Origin of the sequence: Candidatus Fukatsuia symbiotica (assembly GCF_003122425.1) — a bacterium.
GTDB classification, from domain to species: domain Bacteria; phylum Pseudomonadota; class Gammaproteobacteria; order Enterobacterales; family Enterobacteriaceae; genus Fukatsuia; species Fukatsuia symbiotica.
The window spans coordinates 100,706-117,207 of the sequence record NZ_CP021660.1; the positions used below are offsets into that span (position 1 = coordinate 100,706).

General features: G+C 42.0%; 11 protein-coding genes and 4 pseudogenes. 12 read left to right on the forward strand and 3 right to left on the reverse strand.

What is annotated here, in order from left to right; genetic code table 11:
• Positions 1-111: 111 nt before the first annotated feature.
• Entirely contained in the window at positions 112-366 is a 255-nt protein-coding gene (locus tag CCS41_RS14225; protein WP_119797850.1) for a hypothetical protein, read from the reverse strand.
• Positions 363-1,148 carry a ParA family protein gene (locus CCS41_RS14230; protein WP_119797851.1) on the reverse strand — a complete coding sequence of 262 codons (786 nt, stop codon included), beginning with the start codon at positions 1,146-1,148 and terminating at the stop codon, positions 363-365. The genes CCS41_RS14225 and CCS41_RS14230 overlap by 4 nt, the downstream gene beginning before the upstream one ends.
• An 880-nt stretch (positions 1,149-2,028) precedes the next feature.
• On the opposite strand from CCS41_RS14230, the gene CCS41_RS14235 reads away from it, so the two are divergent.
• The 10 genes and pseudogenes from CCS41_RS14235 to CCS41_RS14280 form a co-directional block, all read left to right on the forward strand.
• Entirely contained in the window at positions 2,029-2,655 is a 627-nt protein-coding gene (locus CCS41_RS14235; RefSeq protein WP_119797852.1) for a hypothetical protein, read from the forward strand.
• A 12-nt stretch (positions 2,656-2,667) separates the two neighbouring features.
• A complete protein-coding gene (locus CCS41_RS14240; RefSeq protein WP_119797853.1) occupies positions 2,668-3,810 on the forward strand; it encodes a MotA/TolQ/ExbB proton channel family protein in 1,143 nt (380 codons plus the stop codon).
• A 3-nt stretch (positions 3,811-3,813) separates the two neighbouring features.
• Entirely contained in the window at positions 3,814-5,133 is a 1,320-nt protein-coding gene (locus CCS41_RS14245; RefSeq protein ID WP_119797854.1) for a TolC family protein, read from the forward strand.
• Between the two features lie 3 nt (positions 5,134-5,136).
• Positions 5,137-5,928 (forward strand): annotated as a pseudogene (locus tag CCS41_RS14250) (cation transporter); the annotation flags it as partial.
• Positions 5,898-6,368: pseudogene (locus CCS41_RS14255) on the forward strand (ATP-binding cassette domain-containing protein); the annotation flags it as partial. The pseudogenes CCS41_RS14250 and CCS41_RS14255, both read left to right, overlap by 31 nt.
• Positions 6,369-6,633: 265 nt before the next feature.
• On the forward strand, positions 6,634-8,298 hold the full coding sequence (locus CCS41_RS14260) for a Mu transposase C-terminal domain-containing protein (protein WP_119797856.1): 1,665 nt from the start codon (positions 6,634-6,636) through the stop codon (positions 8,296-8,298).
• A 2-nt stretch (positions 8,299-8,300) separates the two neighbouring features.
• Positions 8,301-9,210: pseudogene (locus CCS41_RS14265) on the forward strand (TniB family NTP-binding protein).
• On the forward strand, positions 9,207-10,379 hold the full coding sequence (locus CCS41_RS14270) for a TniQ family protein (RefSeq protein WP_119797645.1): 1,173 nt from the start codon (positions 9,207-9,209) through the stop codon (positions 10,377-10,379). The pseudogene CCS41_RS14265 and the gene CCS41_RS14270 overlap by 4 nt, the downstream one beginning before the upstream one ends.
• Positions 10,380-10,494: 115 nt before the next feature.
• Positions 10,495-11,109, forward strand: coding sequence for a recombinase family protein (locus CCS41_RS14275; RefSeq protein WP_119797644.1), 615 nt, complete (start codon positions 10,495-10,497; stop codon positions 11,107-11,109).
• Between the two features lie 79 nt (positions 11,110-11,188).
• Positions 11,189-11,482, forward strand: a pseudogene (locus tag CCS41_RS14280) (recombinase family protein); the annotation flags it as partial.
• A 282-nt stretch (positions 11,483-11,764) separates the two neighbouring features.
• On the opposite strand, the gene CCS41_RS14285 reads toward CCS41_RS14280, so the two are convergent.
• On the reverse strand, positions 11,765-12,133 hold the full coding sequence (locus tag CCS41_RS14285) for a hypothetical protein (protein ID WP_119797857.1): 369 nt from the start codon (positions 12,131-12,133) through the stop codon (positions 11,765-11,767).
• Positions 12,134-12,924: 791 nt separating this feature from the next.
• Between CCS41_RS14285 and CCS41_RS14290 the strand changes: the two genes are divergently transcribed.
• Positions 12,925-15,594, forward strand: a complete 2,670-nt coding sequence (locus tag CCS41_RS14290; protein ID WP_119797858.1) for an FG-GAP repeat domain-containing protein — start codon at positions 12,925-12,927, stop codon at positions 15,592-15,594.
• Between the two features lie 83 nt (positions 15,595-15,677).
• On the forward strand, positions 15,678-16,187 hold the full coding sequence (locus CCS41_RS14295) for a hypothetical protein (RefSeq protein WP_119797859.1): 510 nt from the start codon (positions 15,678-15,680) through the stop codon (positions 16,185-16,187).
• Positions 16,188-16,502 lie beyond the last annotated feature (315 nt).

Sequence of the window (16,502 nt, forward strand, 5' to 3'; positions counted from 1 at the left end):
TCAGGTTTGTGCGCCCCGACGACAGTGTAACCGCTCAGGCCTATAGAAAGGTGTATGGCTTAGGTTTCTTGCTAATCAGAACAATAATTGTATATACATTTATATATACAATTATGTATTTCTAATGATCGACTGAATTAGCTTGTCAACCCAGTCAAAATCTTCATTTAAGTATCCTACAGCCCTCAGTACACGAGAGCGGGATATGTTTTTGCGTGGCATTATCGTTTGTATTTTTTCAACAAGTAAAGAAAGTGCGTCCTCATCTAAACTGGTTAGCCGTAAATTCATTTGCTTACCCGTTGTGATGTTTCGCTTTTCAACTACTCGTGTTACTCCTTTTGCTACTCGATCACCACGACTCACCTAGGTGCCTCCTTGATTTTAGCAAGAAGCTCATGCGTCAAAGAGAGGTAGTCTTCATAAGGTCGTTCATGAGGTGCATAGAGAGGAGAGGGGCGGCGCTGTTCCGTTGCTTGTTTATAAAGTTCACTGACCCTGATCTCTGTTGATGCTACCTGGTAACCCGCTTCTTGAATATGTTTGTTTGTAGATTTTTGCATTTTTGAGTGCGATTTATTTACTTTTGTCTTTACAAGTGTATATACAAAATCATCATTACGGCGGATCTCTTTAACTACCTGGAATAAATCGTCAATGCCTTTCACCGCTCGCCGATCCATATCAACGGGAATGACAATTAAATCAGTAATGAGGAGAGCATTCTCTATGCTTAAATCGATAGCTGGACGCAAATCAATCAAAATAAAATCGAAGTGAGTAACAAGACGCTTTAATCCGTCATCGAGTATAGATAACCGATGTCTGAATCGTTCGGCACTACGTGCTTCGACAGCTAATGTAATATCCGCTGGAATGATAGAGAGATTGCTAATTTCCTTATCTCCATCACGAGCACTGTAAACTATTTTGTTAATATCAAATTTAGGATCTTCGAAGATATCGGTAATGGTATAGTCTTCATCTCCACGGCCGAAGTCATCACTGAGATTGCCCTGATGGTCGAGGTCAATAACTAATGTTTCATATCCCAGTTTAGCGAGACAACAACCTACTGCAATACAGCTAGTTGTTTTCCCTACTCCACCTTTACTATTGGCAAAGGAAATAATGAATGGTTTTTTCACAACACTCGCTCTTGTATATATAAATGTATATACATTATAGAAAGCCGAAGAATTTTGTCAATTATCAAGCATATACAAATGTATATACAAAAATCCAAGTCAAGGAAAATATAAATCACTCCCCAAAAGTCTTCTTTTTCACGATATCCCGTTCCAGTTGCTGCGAGTGGATTTGGGGTTGTTCTGCCAGAGTGACTAGGTAAAGAATTTGCAAGGCGCGTAGCGCATATTTTTGTACTGGATTACCGAATTTTTTTATGAGATAGGGAAATTTTTAGTTTTTTGCGTCAGATATAAGTTACCGTCATATTAAGTTGCGGGACGAAAACGGTACGCTTGCGGTGTTGACACTCAACGACATTGGCGCCGTCGCAGGTTGCGGCGAGCGATGATATTGATCAGCTGGCGGGGGCGATGTCTAGTTTGCGATCTGCCAACGGTGTCGCAGCACCCGGCAAACAGGCTGCCTTTCTTGCGCCAGTTAACCCAGGTGGGTTAGTAAACGCGCATATCATGCGGTAATAGAGCAACCCGAATTAATTTTTCCTACGCCCCCACCCCACTGCGTTATCGCAGTGGACAACGGTTCTCTCTGTTTCAACCTAATCCAACACGTTAAATAGTCATGATGATAATCATTCATCAGATTTCCATCAGGAACGTCATGATGCATGCGGGCATAATAGCACCGGTTTCAAAGTAAGAATGAAAAAAATATTTTTACAGCTCTCTGCAGTGTAGCAATAAAGCTAACCGGTAACATGCAAAAAACGCTTATATCCGGCAAAAAATAGCACCCTGACGCATTAAAAGAATCAGGCGAGAGCCGGTGAAAAAGATGAGAAATTTATTTGTATAATAGTCACTGTATGGAGGTTATATGGAAGAAGAAAGTAATCCATGGCCAAGTTTTGTTGATACCTTTTCCAGCGTTTTATGTATCTTTATTTTTATTATGTTGATTTTTGTGCTGAATAATATGCTTATTGTGTATGACAGTTCAACCAAATCATACAACGTGGACAAAAAATCAGATCAACAACCGGTTGCTTCAGTGACAACCTCCTCTGCAGATCAAAGTGGCAATAATAGTTCAGTAGAAAAGGCAGAAACATCGAATCTCGATGGCGAGTCTAAGGAAAAAGAAACCGCCTATGCGGCCGAAGTCGGATCTTTTGATGTCGGCAATGCAGAAAAAATAGATCTTACTGTTACCGATAAGGCATTAACGATTCTTTATCACGGAAAATTAAAAGGCTACCCCAAAAAAGACATATTGAAAATAATTGAGTGGCTGAAGAAAAAAGGAAAGAAAAATTTTGAAATAGAACTTTTTGTTTCTCAATCAGAAATTTCATTTTCCGATTCATTAAGACTAGCCTATGAAAGAGGCATTACATTAATGCAGGAAATAAAATCATTGTCTCCGGATTTTATCCTTAATATTAGTGTCAATGTTACCTCTGCTAGTTTAGAAAACAAAGCGGTTATTACTCCAAAAAGTTAAGAAGGCTGTTTAATGAAAAATTTATTTGTCTATCGCCCCGTGCTGATCAGTTTTACTATTGCTTGGTTCCCCGTTTTTTGTTTATTCGTACCGGCAATTAGAGAGTATGTTATCGGTAATTTTATGGTTTCGGCCATCTATAACTCTATTATTATTTTTATCTATGTATTAGGTAGTGGCTGTGCATTGTTTTCTATTTGGCAATCATTACAGAGCAAAAATATCATCAACCATAAAAATGGTTACAGCGAAAATAGCTTGTTATTGAGTATGAATAAGATTTTATTCTCTAAGAATACCACAGCTAATCATCATGTCTTATTAGATGAACTCTCTGCTGATATTACGACTACCCGAACTCAGCGTCTTTCATTTATTATGAGTTGTAGTAACGTTTCTACTTTGATTGGATTATTAGGAACCTTTGCCGGTCTATCTGTGACTATTGGCTCCATCGGCAGTTTATTAAGTCAATCTTCGGGTAGCAGTGATGGCGATGCCTCGGATACACTGCAAATGATTGTCGCCATGGTATCATCGTTGTCTGAGCCTCTACGTGGAATGAATACGGCTTTTGTTTCTTCTATTTATGGTGTGGTTTGTGCCATTTTATTAACGGCACAATGTGTATTTGTTCGTGGTACCTTTGAGCAGTTAGTCGGTAGGCTAAAGCGGCTGAAGCTTGAAAGTGGCCACTCACCTCAGTTTGAACAAAAAAGTAGAAATATTCGTATTGAATCGGCCGTAGTGACCGAATTTAAACAGTGTTTCGACGATTTCTATCACGCCTATTTGACTAATGAAAGTGAAAATAAAATAAATCGGTTAGCACACAATAATCAGATACTTCAGGCTTTTGATAAATTAAATAATCATATGGACAACACCGGGAATTTGTTTGCTCAACAAATAGAATCACTTAAGGGATTACTGATCAATCAAAATACACTGATAGAACAAAATAACTCAATACAGGAACAAGTGACAGCACAAAAAAATGAATTATCTAATAATCATGGCATGCTTATAGTGAAGACAAATGAAATTAATGCCGAAATGCAGAGTTATAAAATAAGTTTTTTACCCTTACTTGAAAAAATAACAGCAATGTACCAAAAAACAGTTAAAGATACGTTGTTAAAAAAGGTGGGATAAAGAATGAAAACTAACGTTAAAATAACAGCATGGGTTTTATTGATGTTTTCCCAACAAACCTATGCAACCCCGATGCAGAAATATCCGCTGCAAGTGTTGGTTAAACAGGCTTTAGAACATCAACCCTCGGTCGCTATTTCGTATTATGAAACAGAAAAAAAGCAAGGTGATGTACAAACCGCTAAATCAGCACTTTACCCCACCTTGGATTATACTGCGGGGGCAACGGGTACAAAGAAAGGGACTGCTGATAATGAAAAAAATATCGAGAATAAAGTCGCACTGGGTTATCGATTAACTGATTTCGGTGTTCGTGATGCGACTATTAAGAAAGCAGAATATGAAAAAGACAAGACTGACAATGATTATTTAAAGTCACAAACCCTGGTTGCACAGGAAGTCAGTACGACTTATCTGAACATCAATAAATATAAAGAGATGCTGAATGGTGTGGTGACAGAAAAAACCTTTTATAAAAAAATGTTAAATCATTTTTCTCTCTTGGTTTCTTCCGGTGTCGCCTTACAATCAGATCTAAGAAAAGTACAGGTCTCTATCGATGCATTGAATAGTCGTGAAATCATGTATAGCTCTATGCTAGATTCCGAATTGTTCAAATTAAGAAACATCACCGGCATGGAGATTTTTGCTGAACAAATAGAAACCACTATGCCTTTTTTCATTAATTATCAATTTATTGATGACCCCGAAAAATTAATGCAAGAAGTGAAGGGGTCGAGTTATGATTATAAAATGTTGCTCAGTGCAAAAAATGCAGCGATGGAAGATATCAAAGCAGCAAAGTCTTCTTATTATCCGACCATGGATATTAATGCCGAATATATCAATAAAAATAAATTAGGGCATGCTCCTCGAGAAAATAATGAAAATGAAGCCAAAATAAGCCTTAATCTTAATGTCAATATTTTTAATGGATTTAAAAATTCAGCACAAGATATGAAAGTTTCTGCTGCTCACAATCAGGCAAAATTTCATATTGAAGATTTTATTTTTAAAACACGTTATGACATAAATACACTGATTTCACAATACCATGCTGCGAATGAAACACATGTGGTGGATAAACGCGCCTATGAGAATGCATTACAGCTTTCTAGCCTGTATGAACAAGAATTTCAGCTCGGTCAAAAGAGTTTATTAGAACTTATTTCTAGCCGCGGTGAGTCATTTCAATCTTATATTAGTATGATCGAGAGTCAATACAGTCAGTATGATGCTAAATTAAGACAATTAGCACTTGTTTTTAAATTGACCCATTACCTTGATATGAATAAAACCTCTGTTCTTAAAAGAGAAGTCTAATCAATGAACAGAAAACAGAGTGATTATTTAATATTGATTATCATGGTGATGACAACGCTGATTATTTCTGTGACATCAATGATAAAAATACATTCAGTCGTGCATGGTCAAGGTGTGATCACAACCAAAGATAATGCCCAATTTATTTCTTTGTCTAAAGGTGGCACTATTGATAAAATTTTTGTTGCTGAAGGCGCCATGGTAAAAAAAGGTGACCTATTGGCTAAAGTGGTCAATTTAGATCTGCAAAAAGAGTACGAACGCATCAAAGCACAGCAAGATTTTTTGATAAAAGATATTAAAGAGCTTTCTTCAATTTTGAATAGAGAAGAAGGACTAGGGCGCTTTGTGACTTCCCATGATCTCAGTATTATTAATAATCGTGAAGTATCGGCTAATATAGAATTAGTCAGTAGTCAGATAAAAACTAAAGACATTCGATTTCGCTCATTGGGATCAGAAGTATCAGGTTTGGAAAGACAGCTGACAGGAAAAAAAGCAGAAGTGGCCCTGCTCACTGAAGAAGTCGAGATCCTAACGCCATTAGTCAAAAAAGGCATTAGCCCCTATACTAATTTTTTAAATAAAAAACAGTCGCTGATTAAATTAACCTCTGAAATGAATGATACGGAAAATAACATTAATTTAAAGAAAAATGAACTGGACCTGGTCACTAATGAAATCAGAGCATTGGATAATGAATTACGTTTTTCATTGTCGAAGCAATTATCTAAAAATCAACAGGAACTGAAAGCGATACAAAAGAAAGTAAACCCGCACTACAATCTATCACCCACTGCAGTGGACAAATTTCTCTTATGGGAGTCAGCTATCAATACAATCCGCAGTCACCGGTGGTGATCAGTAATCTATCACTGGATATTCCAGCCGGACAACGCGTAGTGATTATTGGCGATTGTGGGGCAGGTAAAAGCTCATTATTAACATTGTTATCTGGTTATCTCTCACCCTCAGAGGGTACTATTCTCTATGATGGATATAATCTTAGCCATTTATCCCAATCTTTTTTTTCCCAACAACTTAGTGTTGTCACCGCCCATGATGTGTTATTTACCGGAACAATAGAAAGTAACTTTGCTTTAAAAGCCCATCCAGATCGACAACGGATGTTACAGGCGCTCGCTCTGACTAACTGCAATTTTATTTTGCAACACCCGATGGGGCTACGTTTTCCGGTGAATTTTATGGCGAGAAATCTCTCTTCTGGGCAGCAGCTGTCATTTTCAGAAGGCAACTGCACGGAATATCAAAAGCCGACTGCACTGATAGTTTAAAATCTAAGGGTGCCAAAACGTACGATAACAAGATAACTAAATGAATTTATTAATTAAAAACCTTTATCTTTAGAAGGCCAGTGCCCCATTTCATTAACCCAAACCTAACCTTGTGCAGTCACCTTCTGACAGCATAATATCAGTAGTCAACTGCACCGTTTTGGATTATGCTCAATACTCCTCTTCCCTACAGTGAGGCTTGAGCATGGGCTCCGAGGAGCACCAGATTACCGAGCAAGGTGTATTAACTTTGCCAGAAGCTACGTGGCGTGAAGCACAAAGACGGCAGCAAGTCATTGCTCCACTGGCAGCTCAGGAAGGAATTAGTCACCAAGCCGCTGATGACGCCGCCCAACAATTAGGGCTGTCCCGTCGCCATATCTATGAACTAGTGCGCCGCTACCGGCAGGGTGCTGGGTTGCTGACCGATCTAGCCCCCGGCCAGTCTAGCGGCGGCAAAGGCAAACAACGCTTGCCAGAGCAGATTGAGCACATTATCCGTGAGCTATTGCATAAACGCTTTTTGACCAAGCAGAAACGCAGTTTGGCCGCGCTCTATCGAGAAATCGTACAGGCTTGCAAAACCCAAAAGCTACGGGCGCCAGCACGCAACACCGTTTCCCTGAGGATTGCCAGACTCGACCCTAGGAAAATAGCGCGCCGCCGGGAAGGTCAAAATGCGTCCCGCGCCTTGCAAAGTGTTGGCGGTGTCCCTCCAAAAGTTGCAATGCCACTGGAGCAGGTGCAGATTGATCATACAGTCATCGACTTGATCATCGTTGATGAACGTGATCGGCAGCCAATCGGCCGTCCTTACCTAACAATCGCCATCGACGTGTTCACTCGCTGTGTACTTGGTATTGTGGTTACGCTAGAGGCACCGTCTGCTGTCTCTGTTGGCCTCTGCCTGACACAGGTTGCCTGTGATAAACGGCCCTGGCTGGAACACTTGGAGGTGGAAATGGACTGGCCGATGAGCGGTAAGCCACAGCATCTCTATCTAGACAATGCCGCTGAATTTAAAAGTGAGGCGCTACGCCGTGGCTGCGAGCAACACGGCATTCAGTTAAATTATCGTCCGCCAGGCCAACCACACTACGGCGGTATCGTGGAAAGGATCATAGGCACAGCGATGAAAATGGTCCACGATGAATTACCAGGAACAACCTTTTCAAACCCTGAACAGCGTGGTACATACAATTCGGAGAGTATGGCAACTCTGACGCTGCGTGAACTGGAGAGATGGCTTACGCTGGCGGTAGGTACGTACCATGGTTCGATACACAGCAGTCTGCTTCAAACACCGGCCGCATGCTGGGCAGAAGCTGTTGTGTGTGTCGGCGTACCGAGCATCATCACTCATGTCACGGCTTTTCTGGTCGATTTTCTTCCTGTCATCCGCCGCATCTTAACCCGGACCGGCTTTGTCATTGATTACATTCACTACTATGCAGACGCACTCAAACCGTGGATAGCCCGACGTGACTGCTTACCTCCCTTCCTGATTCGACGTGATCCTCGCGATATCAGTCGAATCTGGGTGTTGGAGCCAGAGGGTAAAAACTACCTGGAAGTTCCCTACCGTACCTTGTCCCACCCAGCTGTCACCCTATGGGAACAGCGTCAAGCATTGACAAAGCTACGCCAGCTTGGGCGTGAACAGGTGGACGAATCAGCACTGTTTTACATGATCAGGCAAATGAGAGATATCGTCACCACGGCTCAGCAGAATACACGCAGGACGAGGCGTGATGCGGTGCGCCGACAGCATCTCAAGGAGTTGCCAGCACCTAGCAAGCCTGCTCCGCCAGAATCGGACGTTGCTGACTCACAGAAGGCCCTGCCGTTTGACCAGATCGAGGAGTGGTAGCTATGGATGAGTTCCCTATCACTGACCTGTCTCACTTGCTGCCAGCAGCACAGGGTTTAGCCAGGCTGCCCGCTGTCGAGAGGATCCAGCGCATCCCGCGCCGACCGATGGATTGGTTACCCACGTGCGCTTGAAGCGTTAAGCAGACTGGAAACTCTGTATGCATGGCCAAACAAACAGCGTATGCCCAACTTGCTACTTGTTGGTCCAACCAACAACGGCAAGTCGATGATCATAGAAAAATTCCGCCGCAGCCATCCTGGTAGCTCAAATGATAACCAGGAACATATCCCAGTATTGAGCGTACAGATGCCATCCGAGCTTTCAGTTTCCCGCTTTTACGTGGCATTGCTTGCCGCGATGGGTGCGCCTATACGGCCACGTCAACGGTTACTGGAAATAGAACAACTATCGCTCGAATTACTACGCCGTATTGGCGTACGCATGCTGATGATTGATGAGCTGCATAATGTCCTGGCTGGGAATAGCGGCACCCGCCGGGAATTTCTCAACCTATTGCGCTTTCTCGGCAATGAGCTGCGTGTCCCACTAGTAGGGGTCGGCACACGTGATGCCTACCTTGCCATTCGTTCAGACGACCAGTTAGAAAATAGATTCTCTCCTGTCATATTGCCGTTGTGGGAAGTCAATGATGATTGTTGCTCATTGCTCGCCAGCTTCGCTGCTTCTCTCCCATTGCGACGATACTCCCCCATTGCCACGCAGGATATGGCTCGCTATCTGCTTGCTCGTAGCGAGGGTACGATCGGAGAACTGACGCATTTGCTGATAGCAGCCGCTGTGTCTGCTGTGGAAAGCGGAGAGGAGTCAATTAACCCCCGTACGCTCAGTATGAGCAATTATGCAGGCCCTAGCGAGCGGCGTCGGCAATTCGAGCGGGAGTTGATGTGAAACCAGCGCATCGCTGGCCGTTGCACCCTGCGCCTAAAGAAGGCGAAGCTTTATCCTCATGGCTTAATCGTATCGCCGGTTGCTATCAGATGAATGGACATGATTTGCTGGAGCATGACCTCGGCCACGGTCAGGTTAATGACCTAGATCTGGCGCCACCCCTGTCACTGCTGACAGCGCTAGCACAGAGAAGTGGCGTAGGTCTGGAACGGTTACACTGCATGAGTTTTTCCTGCTGGATGCCGTGGTTACTGGACAGCCTAGATGATGAGGTTACGTCAGCCCTGGAAACCTATGTTTTCCAATTTTCGGTGTTGCTGCCGAAGAAAAACCGAAAAGTGAGGCACATTGCAAGTTGGCGCGCCTGGCTGCCTATGCAGTCAATCCATCGAGCATGCCCGATCTGCCTAAACGATTCGGTAGACCACCCAATACTACTTGCGTGGCAGCTACCATTGATGCTGAGTTGCCCAACGCATGGCTGCTGGCTAGAGCCCTATTTGGGAGGGCCATGGCAGTTCATGTGTTGGGAAACCAAATCTTGTGAACCTCGAGAGGCCAGCGAGCCGATTTTGGTGATGGATCGGCGCACTTGGCAGGCGCTGACGGCTGGCTGTGTAGAGTTGCCTCGTCGGCGTGTCCACGCTGGACTCTGGTTTCGGTTGTTGCGGACGCTGCTGGATGAACTAAACACACCGCTTTCGTACTGTGGCTCTTATGGTAGGGATATCCGTTACGTTTGGGAACAAAGCGGATATCCCTTACGCGCCAAGCAAACTTTGTGGCATCCCTACGAGAGCCTCAATACTTCGGTGCAGTTGCAAATGCTGGAGGCAGCAGCTACCGCGATACATTTAGTCGAATCGAGAATGTTAAGTCCATACGGGGAGCAAGCGGAATTGTTTCTGACGGAACCACAGACCAAGTTTATAAATGGTCTACAACCGACGGATACTGGGAAAAATGAACCTATCAATTATTGGCGAGAAGCGGCTAAAGCGATCGAAGAAGCCATTATCGAAGCGAGGCACAATCCTGAAGCGGCCCGCTCGCTATTCTGGCTGGCTTCATACGGGCAGCATGACCCAGATTATCTGAAGCAACTACATGCTTTGTTTACCGAAGTAAAAATTCCGCTAGAATTTCTGTCACATTATGACCATAAATAACCCTTTGCATGTCTTAAATTAAATAACGGGTTAAGTGACAAGTTTTGACAGTCGCGCAGACTGCTTTCACAATGTCACGCAACCGACCGTATAAGTGACAGGAAAAGTAAAAAATATGCTGATGGGTTACATGCGGATATCCAAAGCCGATGGCAGCCAGACGACTAATCTGCAACGAGATGCACTGATTGTTTCTGGTGTTGATACATCCCAATTATATGAAGACCAAGCCTCGGGCAAACGCGAAGACCGCCCTGGATTGTCAGCCTGCCTAAAGGCGCTGCGCAAAGGGGATACGCTTGTTGTATGGAAGCTGGATCGGTTAGGCCGAGACCTACGACACTTGATTAATACTGTGCATGAATTGACTGGCCGAGGTATAGGTTTGAAAGTACTCACGGGTCACGGTGCAGCAATTGATACGACGACGGCATCTGGAAAACTGGTCTTTGGAATTTTTGCGGCACTGGCTGAATTTGAGCGTGAGCTGATTTCAGAGCGCACAGTGGCAGGACTAGCTTCAGCACGAGCGAGAGGCCGGAAAGGCGGACGTCCATTCAAGATAACTGCTGCTAAGTTGAGGTTGGCGATGTCTGCAATGGGTCAGCCTGAAACTAAGGTAAACGATTTGTGCGAAGAGTTAGGCATTACTCGGCAAACACTTTACCGACACGTGTCGCCTAAGGGAGAACTGCGGTCAGATGGCGTAAAATTTTTTGCTAAAAATTAAATCTAGTTGAATAGTTTTTATAGGTAGCAAAGTAGTGCAGTCGGCTTTTGATATTTAGTGCAGTCGGTTTCTGAAAATGACACTTTCGGAACCATGGGCCGATACAACCTCTCATGCAGGTAAAATGATTATGACTGTTTTTGCAGGTATTGCTGAATTTGAACGCGATTTAATTCGTGAGCGCACCAGTGCTGGTCGTGTTGCCGCCAAGCAACGTGGTGTTCGCTTTGGAAGACCTGAAAAAATGAATGAGGAGCAAAAATTATTGGCTAAGCGCTTGTTGCAAGAAGATAAATCGGTCAGTGAGATTGCTAAAACCTTTAATGTTCACAAAGCAACAATTTACCGTTTACAAAATTCACCACAAGGATAATTTATTATGCTCGCTAAGCGCTCAGTAGCGCGTTTGTGCAAGATGTAATGCAAAGAGTAAAAAAGGATGCAAGGGGTAATTTTTATTATTGTTCCAATCTTCAATTGTACTTTTGAATGCATTGAGTAACACAAAATCCTTTCTCCAAGGATCGATTAAAGGTTTATTTTAATACCGATTAATTTGCATTAAAATTGAAGACAATGAATGCTGCACTGACCCAATAATATATTGGGTACTTTGATCCATTTCTTTTAATTTTTTTCTAATAGACGAATTTGCTCAATGTCTGTTAAAGAAAAGAAGGCGGGTATAGTTTTTATGGAGATCATCAAAATTTTTACCCAGTGAATTTTTAAAGACAAAACCATCAAAATAGCTCAATGCATCATTATTTATTTTATCAACAAAAAGTTGGTTAAGAATGATATTCTCTTCCTCTTTGCTACTTTCTCTATTTTGATAAGCTAAATAGGTGATATATTTTATTTTACTAGCAATAGGTAGTGTTTCCCACACTTGTTCATTACTTTGTTCAGAGGAAACATTTTTTATTTTAAATAAACTCACTTTATTAAATACACGGATTAGCTCTTCATTAAAGTAATTTGTTAATTTTTGGTCAATTGGGAGAGGCGTTTTTGAATACATTTTTTATCCTTAAAAAATAAATTTAATTGGTAAGGGCTTCAAAGGCTACGACTGTGACGTCGATGCTGAATCGTTATCATCGGGAAATTTATTAATCTGAATCCATTAGACATGGATACCATAGAGATAGGAAGCTCTAGCGGTCAATAGTAATTTTAATGGGGAAGGACTGTTAATAGATAAAAAAATACAAAATTATGCAAGCGGTGCAAACCAATTTTATGAAAAATGCAAGGGAATTAGTTGGAACTTAATCTTCCAGTGAGTCCCCATGGCGATGAATACAAGAAAGAAGAAGTCATGAGATCGTTTTTTATCCACGATAGGGGCCATTTACCAGTTGGAGTGAGAGCTTAAAGTAAATTGAGCTTCACAACGTCGAAAATTATGAATGAAGACACGCACAGTGAGTAGCGCTAATTCTAGCTTTTCGATGGATTGGGCATAAATCGCAAAACTATAAATTAAGGAACGATTATTTATATGTATTCGATAAACTAGGTATTAACTAATCTTGTACAGTGATGAACAAAATTTATTTATAATTATATTTTTTACTTGATAATTACAGAGTAAAAAACACCACTTATTTAAAATAAAAAATTATTTACAACAGGTTAAGGACAATTAATATAAAAAAATAAAAAAAGATTGTTTTTATATTACTCTGTTCGTGCCTCTTTGTTCATTTTGCTTAATCTAAAGCGTGAAAATATCGTGGGCATCTCAATTCAATTTAAAAATTTTAACTACACGGAATTTTTATATGACTTAATCAAAGGAGAGTTGCCATGCGAGATAATAATATTTTAAACGTTGTTCATTCCTCTCCTGTTGTTCAGTTATCGCCTAGAGTACGGCGATCTGCATTTAATGCCATTGTCTCCGTAACCGGAAATACAATGCAAAAATACGGCTATAGCAGTAAGGCACGCGATATGAGTCGATATGATAAACAAAGGCAGCGTTGCGAAAAAAAAGAGCAGGCTGAGTTAGTATTTAAGATCAATTTGACATTGTGGCATCTCATTTCCGATCTCCTCATGGATGCAGCTAAATACAAATTGACGCATGAAATGCAACAGTCGCTAAGAACCATCAAATCTAGCGCGCGTTTTAGCCAACTCAGTCCGATTCATAAATCCTTACGAGTAAAGGTGGCAGGACTAGGTATATTATCCACTTTTTTTGATGCCTATAAAGCGGCGTCGGCGTTCATTGCCTTGTCTACTACAACAGATGCTAAAGGAAGACAGGATCTCATGGTAAAAGGGGGGCTTCACACGGCGGCGGCACTAATAGGTACTGGAATGACGGTAGCGAGTTTAATAGGTGGTACCGCTGCCGCAGTAGGAGGGCCTGTTGGGTTAGCTCTTGTCATCGCGTTATACATAACGGCAGAAATATATGTCATTTCCCGCCAGATAGAAGTAATAGAACGCTATGTAAAAGATCTGAATATTGGGGAAAAATTTTCCATCATTATTACTACATTCTTAGGGATGGGACTCGATGTTAGCATCGATAATCGGTTTAGATTAAATCAAATCCAAGAGCAACTCGAAAAACAACGCGATGATCAATTAGAGAAGTACATCAATAAAAAAATGATATCTAATGATGCAATCGGCACGCTATATGTTAGTCGTCGTCAAGTGACGCAAACAAGACACTTTTATCGTGAAGTGGTCGGCAAAGGCCCCTTCGGGCGTGAGTGTATTTTAAAAGAAGATATTCTTCAGGAAACAGACATTAACCTTGAAGCGATTAAAATATCTCATTCTTGCCCTCTTTTTATACTAGTCGGCAAGGATCTAATAAATGATAGACACCGCCACGACTCTCTAGAAGTAAGAAATAGCAAGCGTTTTTACTCTATACCTGGGCCGCTCTTGGAGACAGATGATCATATCGATAGCCAAGTTAGTCATCGCTCGCAACATGTGGTTGCGCAAACATTTATTGGTGCACGTGAAAAGGTGGGTCAATTCGTCGATGAGCAAGGTATTTCTTTGATTACCGATCCTCACTTCCATGTTAATGATTATTACAATGTGATGGGTGATTTTAACGGCGATGGCCAGCGTGATATTGGTTACATTTCTATGCAGGGTGCTTATTACTTGTTAGCCGATGGAAAAGGCGGCTATGGTGACCGACAAAAATTAACAGTTTCTAGAAAAAATAAACCAGGCCAGCCTGAGCGAGTTGAAGATCTCAAGATGATTTTTGAGAGTACGGTCTTTACTCTCGTAGGGAATATCAATGGTGATAAGCTCGATGACATAGTGATCATGGATGCCAGTCGCGGTATCCGTATTTTGCTGGCACAGGAAAATGGCCATTTTAAAGAAATTTTTCAAACAGTGACCTTTGCCGCCCTTTCTTATAAAAATCCTGCAATACCGGTATTGATGGACATTGATCAAGACGGCCATGCGGATTTGGTCTCATTTACGCGCGGTACGCGGCCGTCAACAAGGAAAGGGAAAATTGACATCCATTATGGTACAGCCAGTGGTACCTTCGAGTCGGGGCGCTCGCAATCACTCGCATCGTTATACAAACTGGAAAAGCGAAGGACACTACCGGAACATTCTAGCTATACTCATAGCGTCACGGGTGACATCAATGGCGATGGCTACGGTGATATTGTCTTATTCACTGAAACAGGAGCCATCTATACCCTCTTGGGCAGAAAAAAAGATCGGAATAATCCTTTTGAAGCGATACCAGTACAACTGCATGACGGGATAAAAAATCTACAAAGTAGCTTCAAGCGCAGACAAATACAGCTGCGAGATATCAATGGTGATGGTTGTGATGATTTGCTTGTGATTCAAAACAATGGTAGCTATAGCCTAAGCTACGGGAAACCAGAGGGTACATTTTCTGATGAGACGACAGATGAGCGACGGGGAGGGGAGCATTATCGTCCTAATATACTGGCGGTAAAGTTTCAACGACAGATCCTCGGGATTGGCGCGGGCACGGATGGTAAACCGGCTTTGTTATCGCTCAATAAACAAGGGGAAGTCAACGCACATCCTCTTGATCCTACACCTACTAACGAGATTGTTGCCTTATTCGACTTAGGTGGAGGTAGCGATACTGTAGTCGGTCATCAGGATCAGCAAAATAGCTTCAATGTCGCAGCCGGGAGGAAACATTTTACCGGTGGGCGATATAAAGACCGTTTCTTTTTACTAGGCCAAGCTGTTCCGGAAACGCCTAGTGTGTTTAAGGGAGCTAGGGATGGAGATGATCACCCTCAAGATAATGCTGATATTTTGATTGCTGACGCTAAACCTATGGGGGGCATCGAGGATACTACATCAATCTTAAAGAGGGTTTTGTCAAATATATTCGACAGCCCAACAGGCCAAGTGCGCCAGATACTCTCGCTTCCTTATACTATATCGATCATGCCAAAGGACACGGTGAAACAGATGATATATTAGTAGGCAATGATAATGACAATGAATTAAATGGTGCCGGAGGAAACGATTATATTATCGGTCATGGTGGTAATGATCGCATTACGTTGCAACAAGGGCGTGCGGAAGGGGGAGAAGGCATAGACACCTATCATATTTTGCAACACCAGGACAGTGAACATCGGTCAATAGAATTAACAGAAACAATAGGGATGGGGGAATACAGCAATATCTTGCTGGATTATAGGGCAGAACAAATCATTAGCATCAGTCGGAGAAATACAGATGTTTTTCTCCTATTACGCAATGATAGGACCGATAGCAACAGTCACCCTTTAATGACTCATCTTAAATTACGTAATCTATACGGGCCTCGTCAAAACAATAATAAAAGAGTACTGCAACACAATTACCGGCTAGAAACCCGTGATCGATCTCCTCTCTCAGGATGGTTGGAAAATATTATCGATGATAATGACCATGATCTGAGTAAACTCATTGATACGATGTCACATTTTTCTTCTCATGCTGAAAATAATTCTCGTTTAGAAGATGTATCTTCATCGTACCGGAGTAACCCTACTTTCTTTACTACTGAAGGAAAATATGCAAAGTAATATTGACTTAAATTCGGAATAAGAAATTTATCAAATTCACCGGTGACACCCCAATGATCATTTGGGGATCATCAATTCAGTGGATATTTCTGTAAGAGCTTGTTCCAAATCTTCTTAAGCGACGCTCAGACGAGGAAAAAACGCGCGAAAAAACGCAGTTTACATGGAGTAAATGAGCATTTTTTGACGAATGACTTGACCAAAACACGGGAGAGCACAAGAGATTTAGAACAGATTCTAATAGACACCCTGTATTAGTAAACAGGCGTGTCCATTTTTTACGGCGGCTCGTACGTTGGTGTCGAGCAGAAGGAG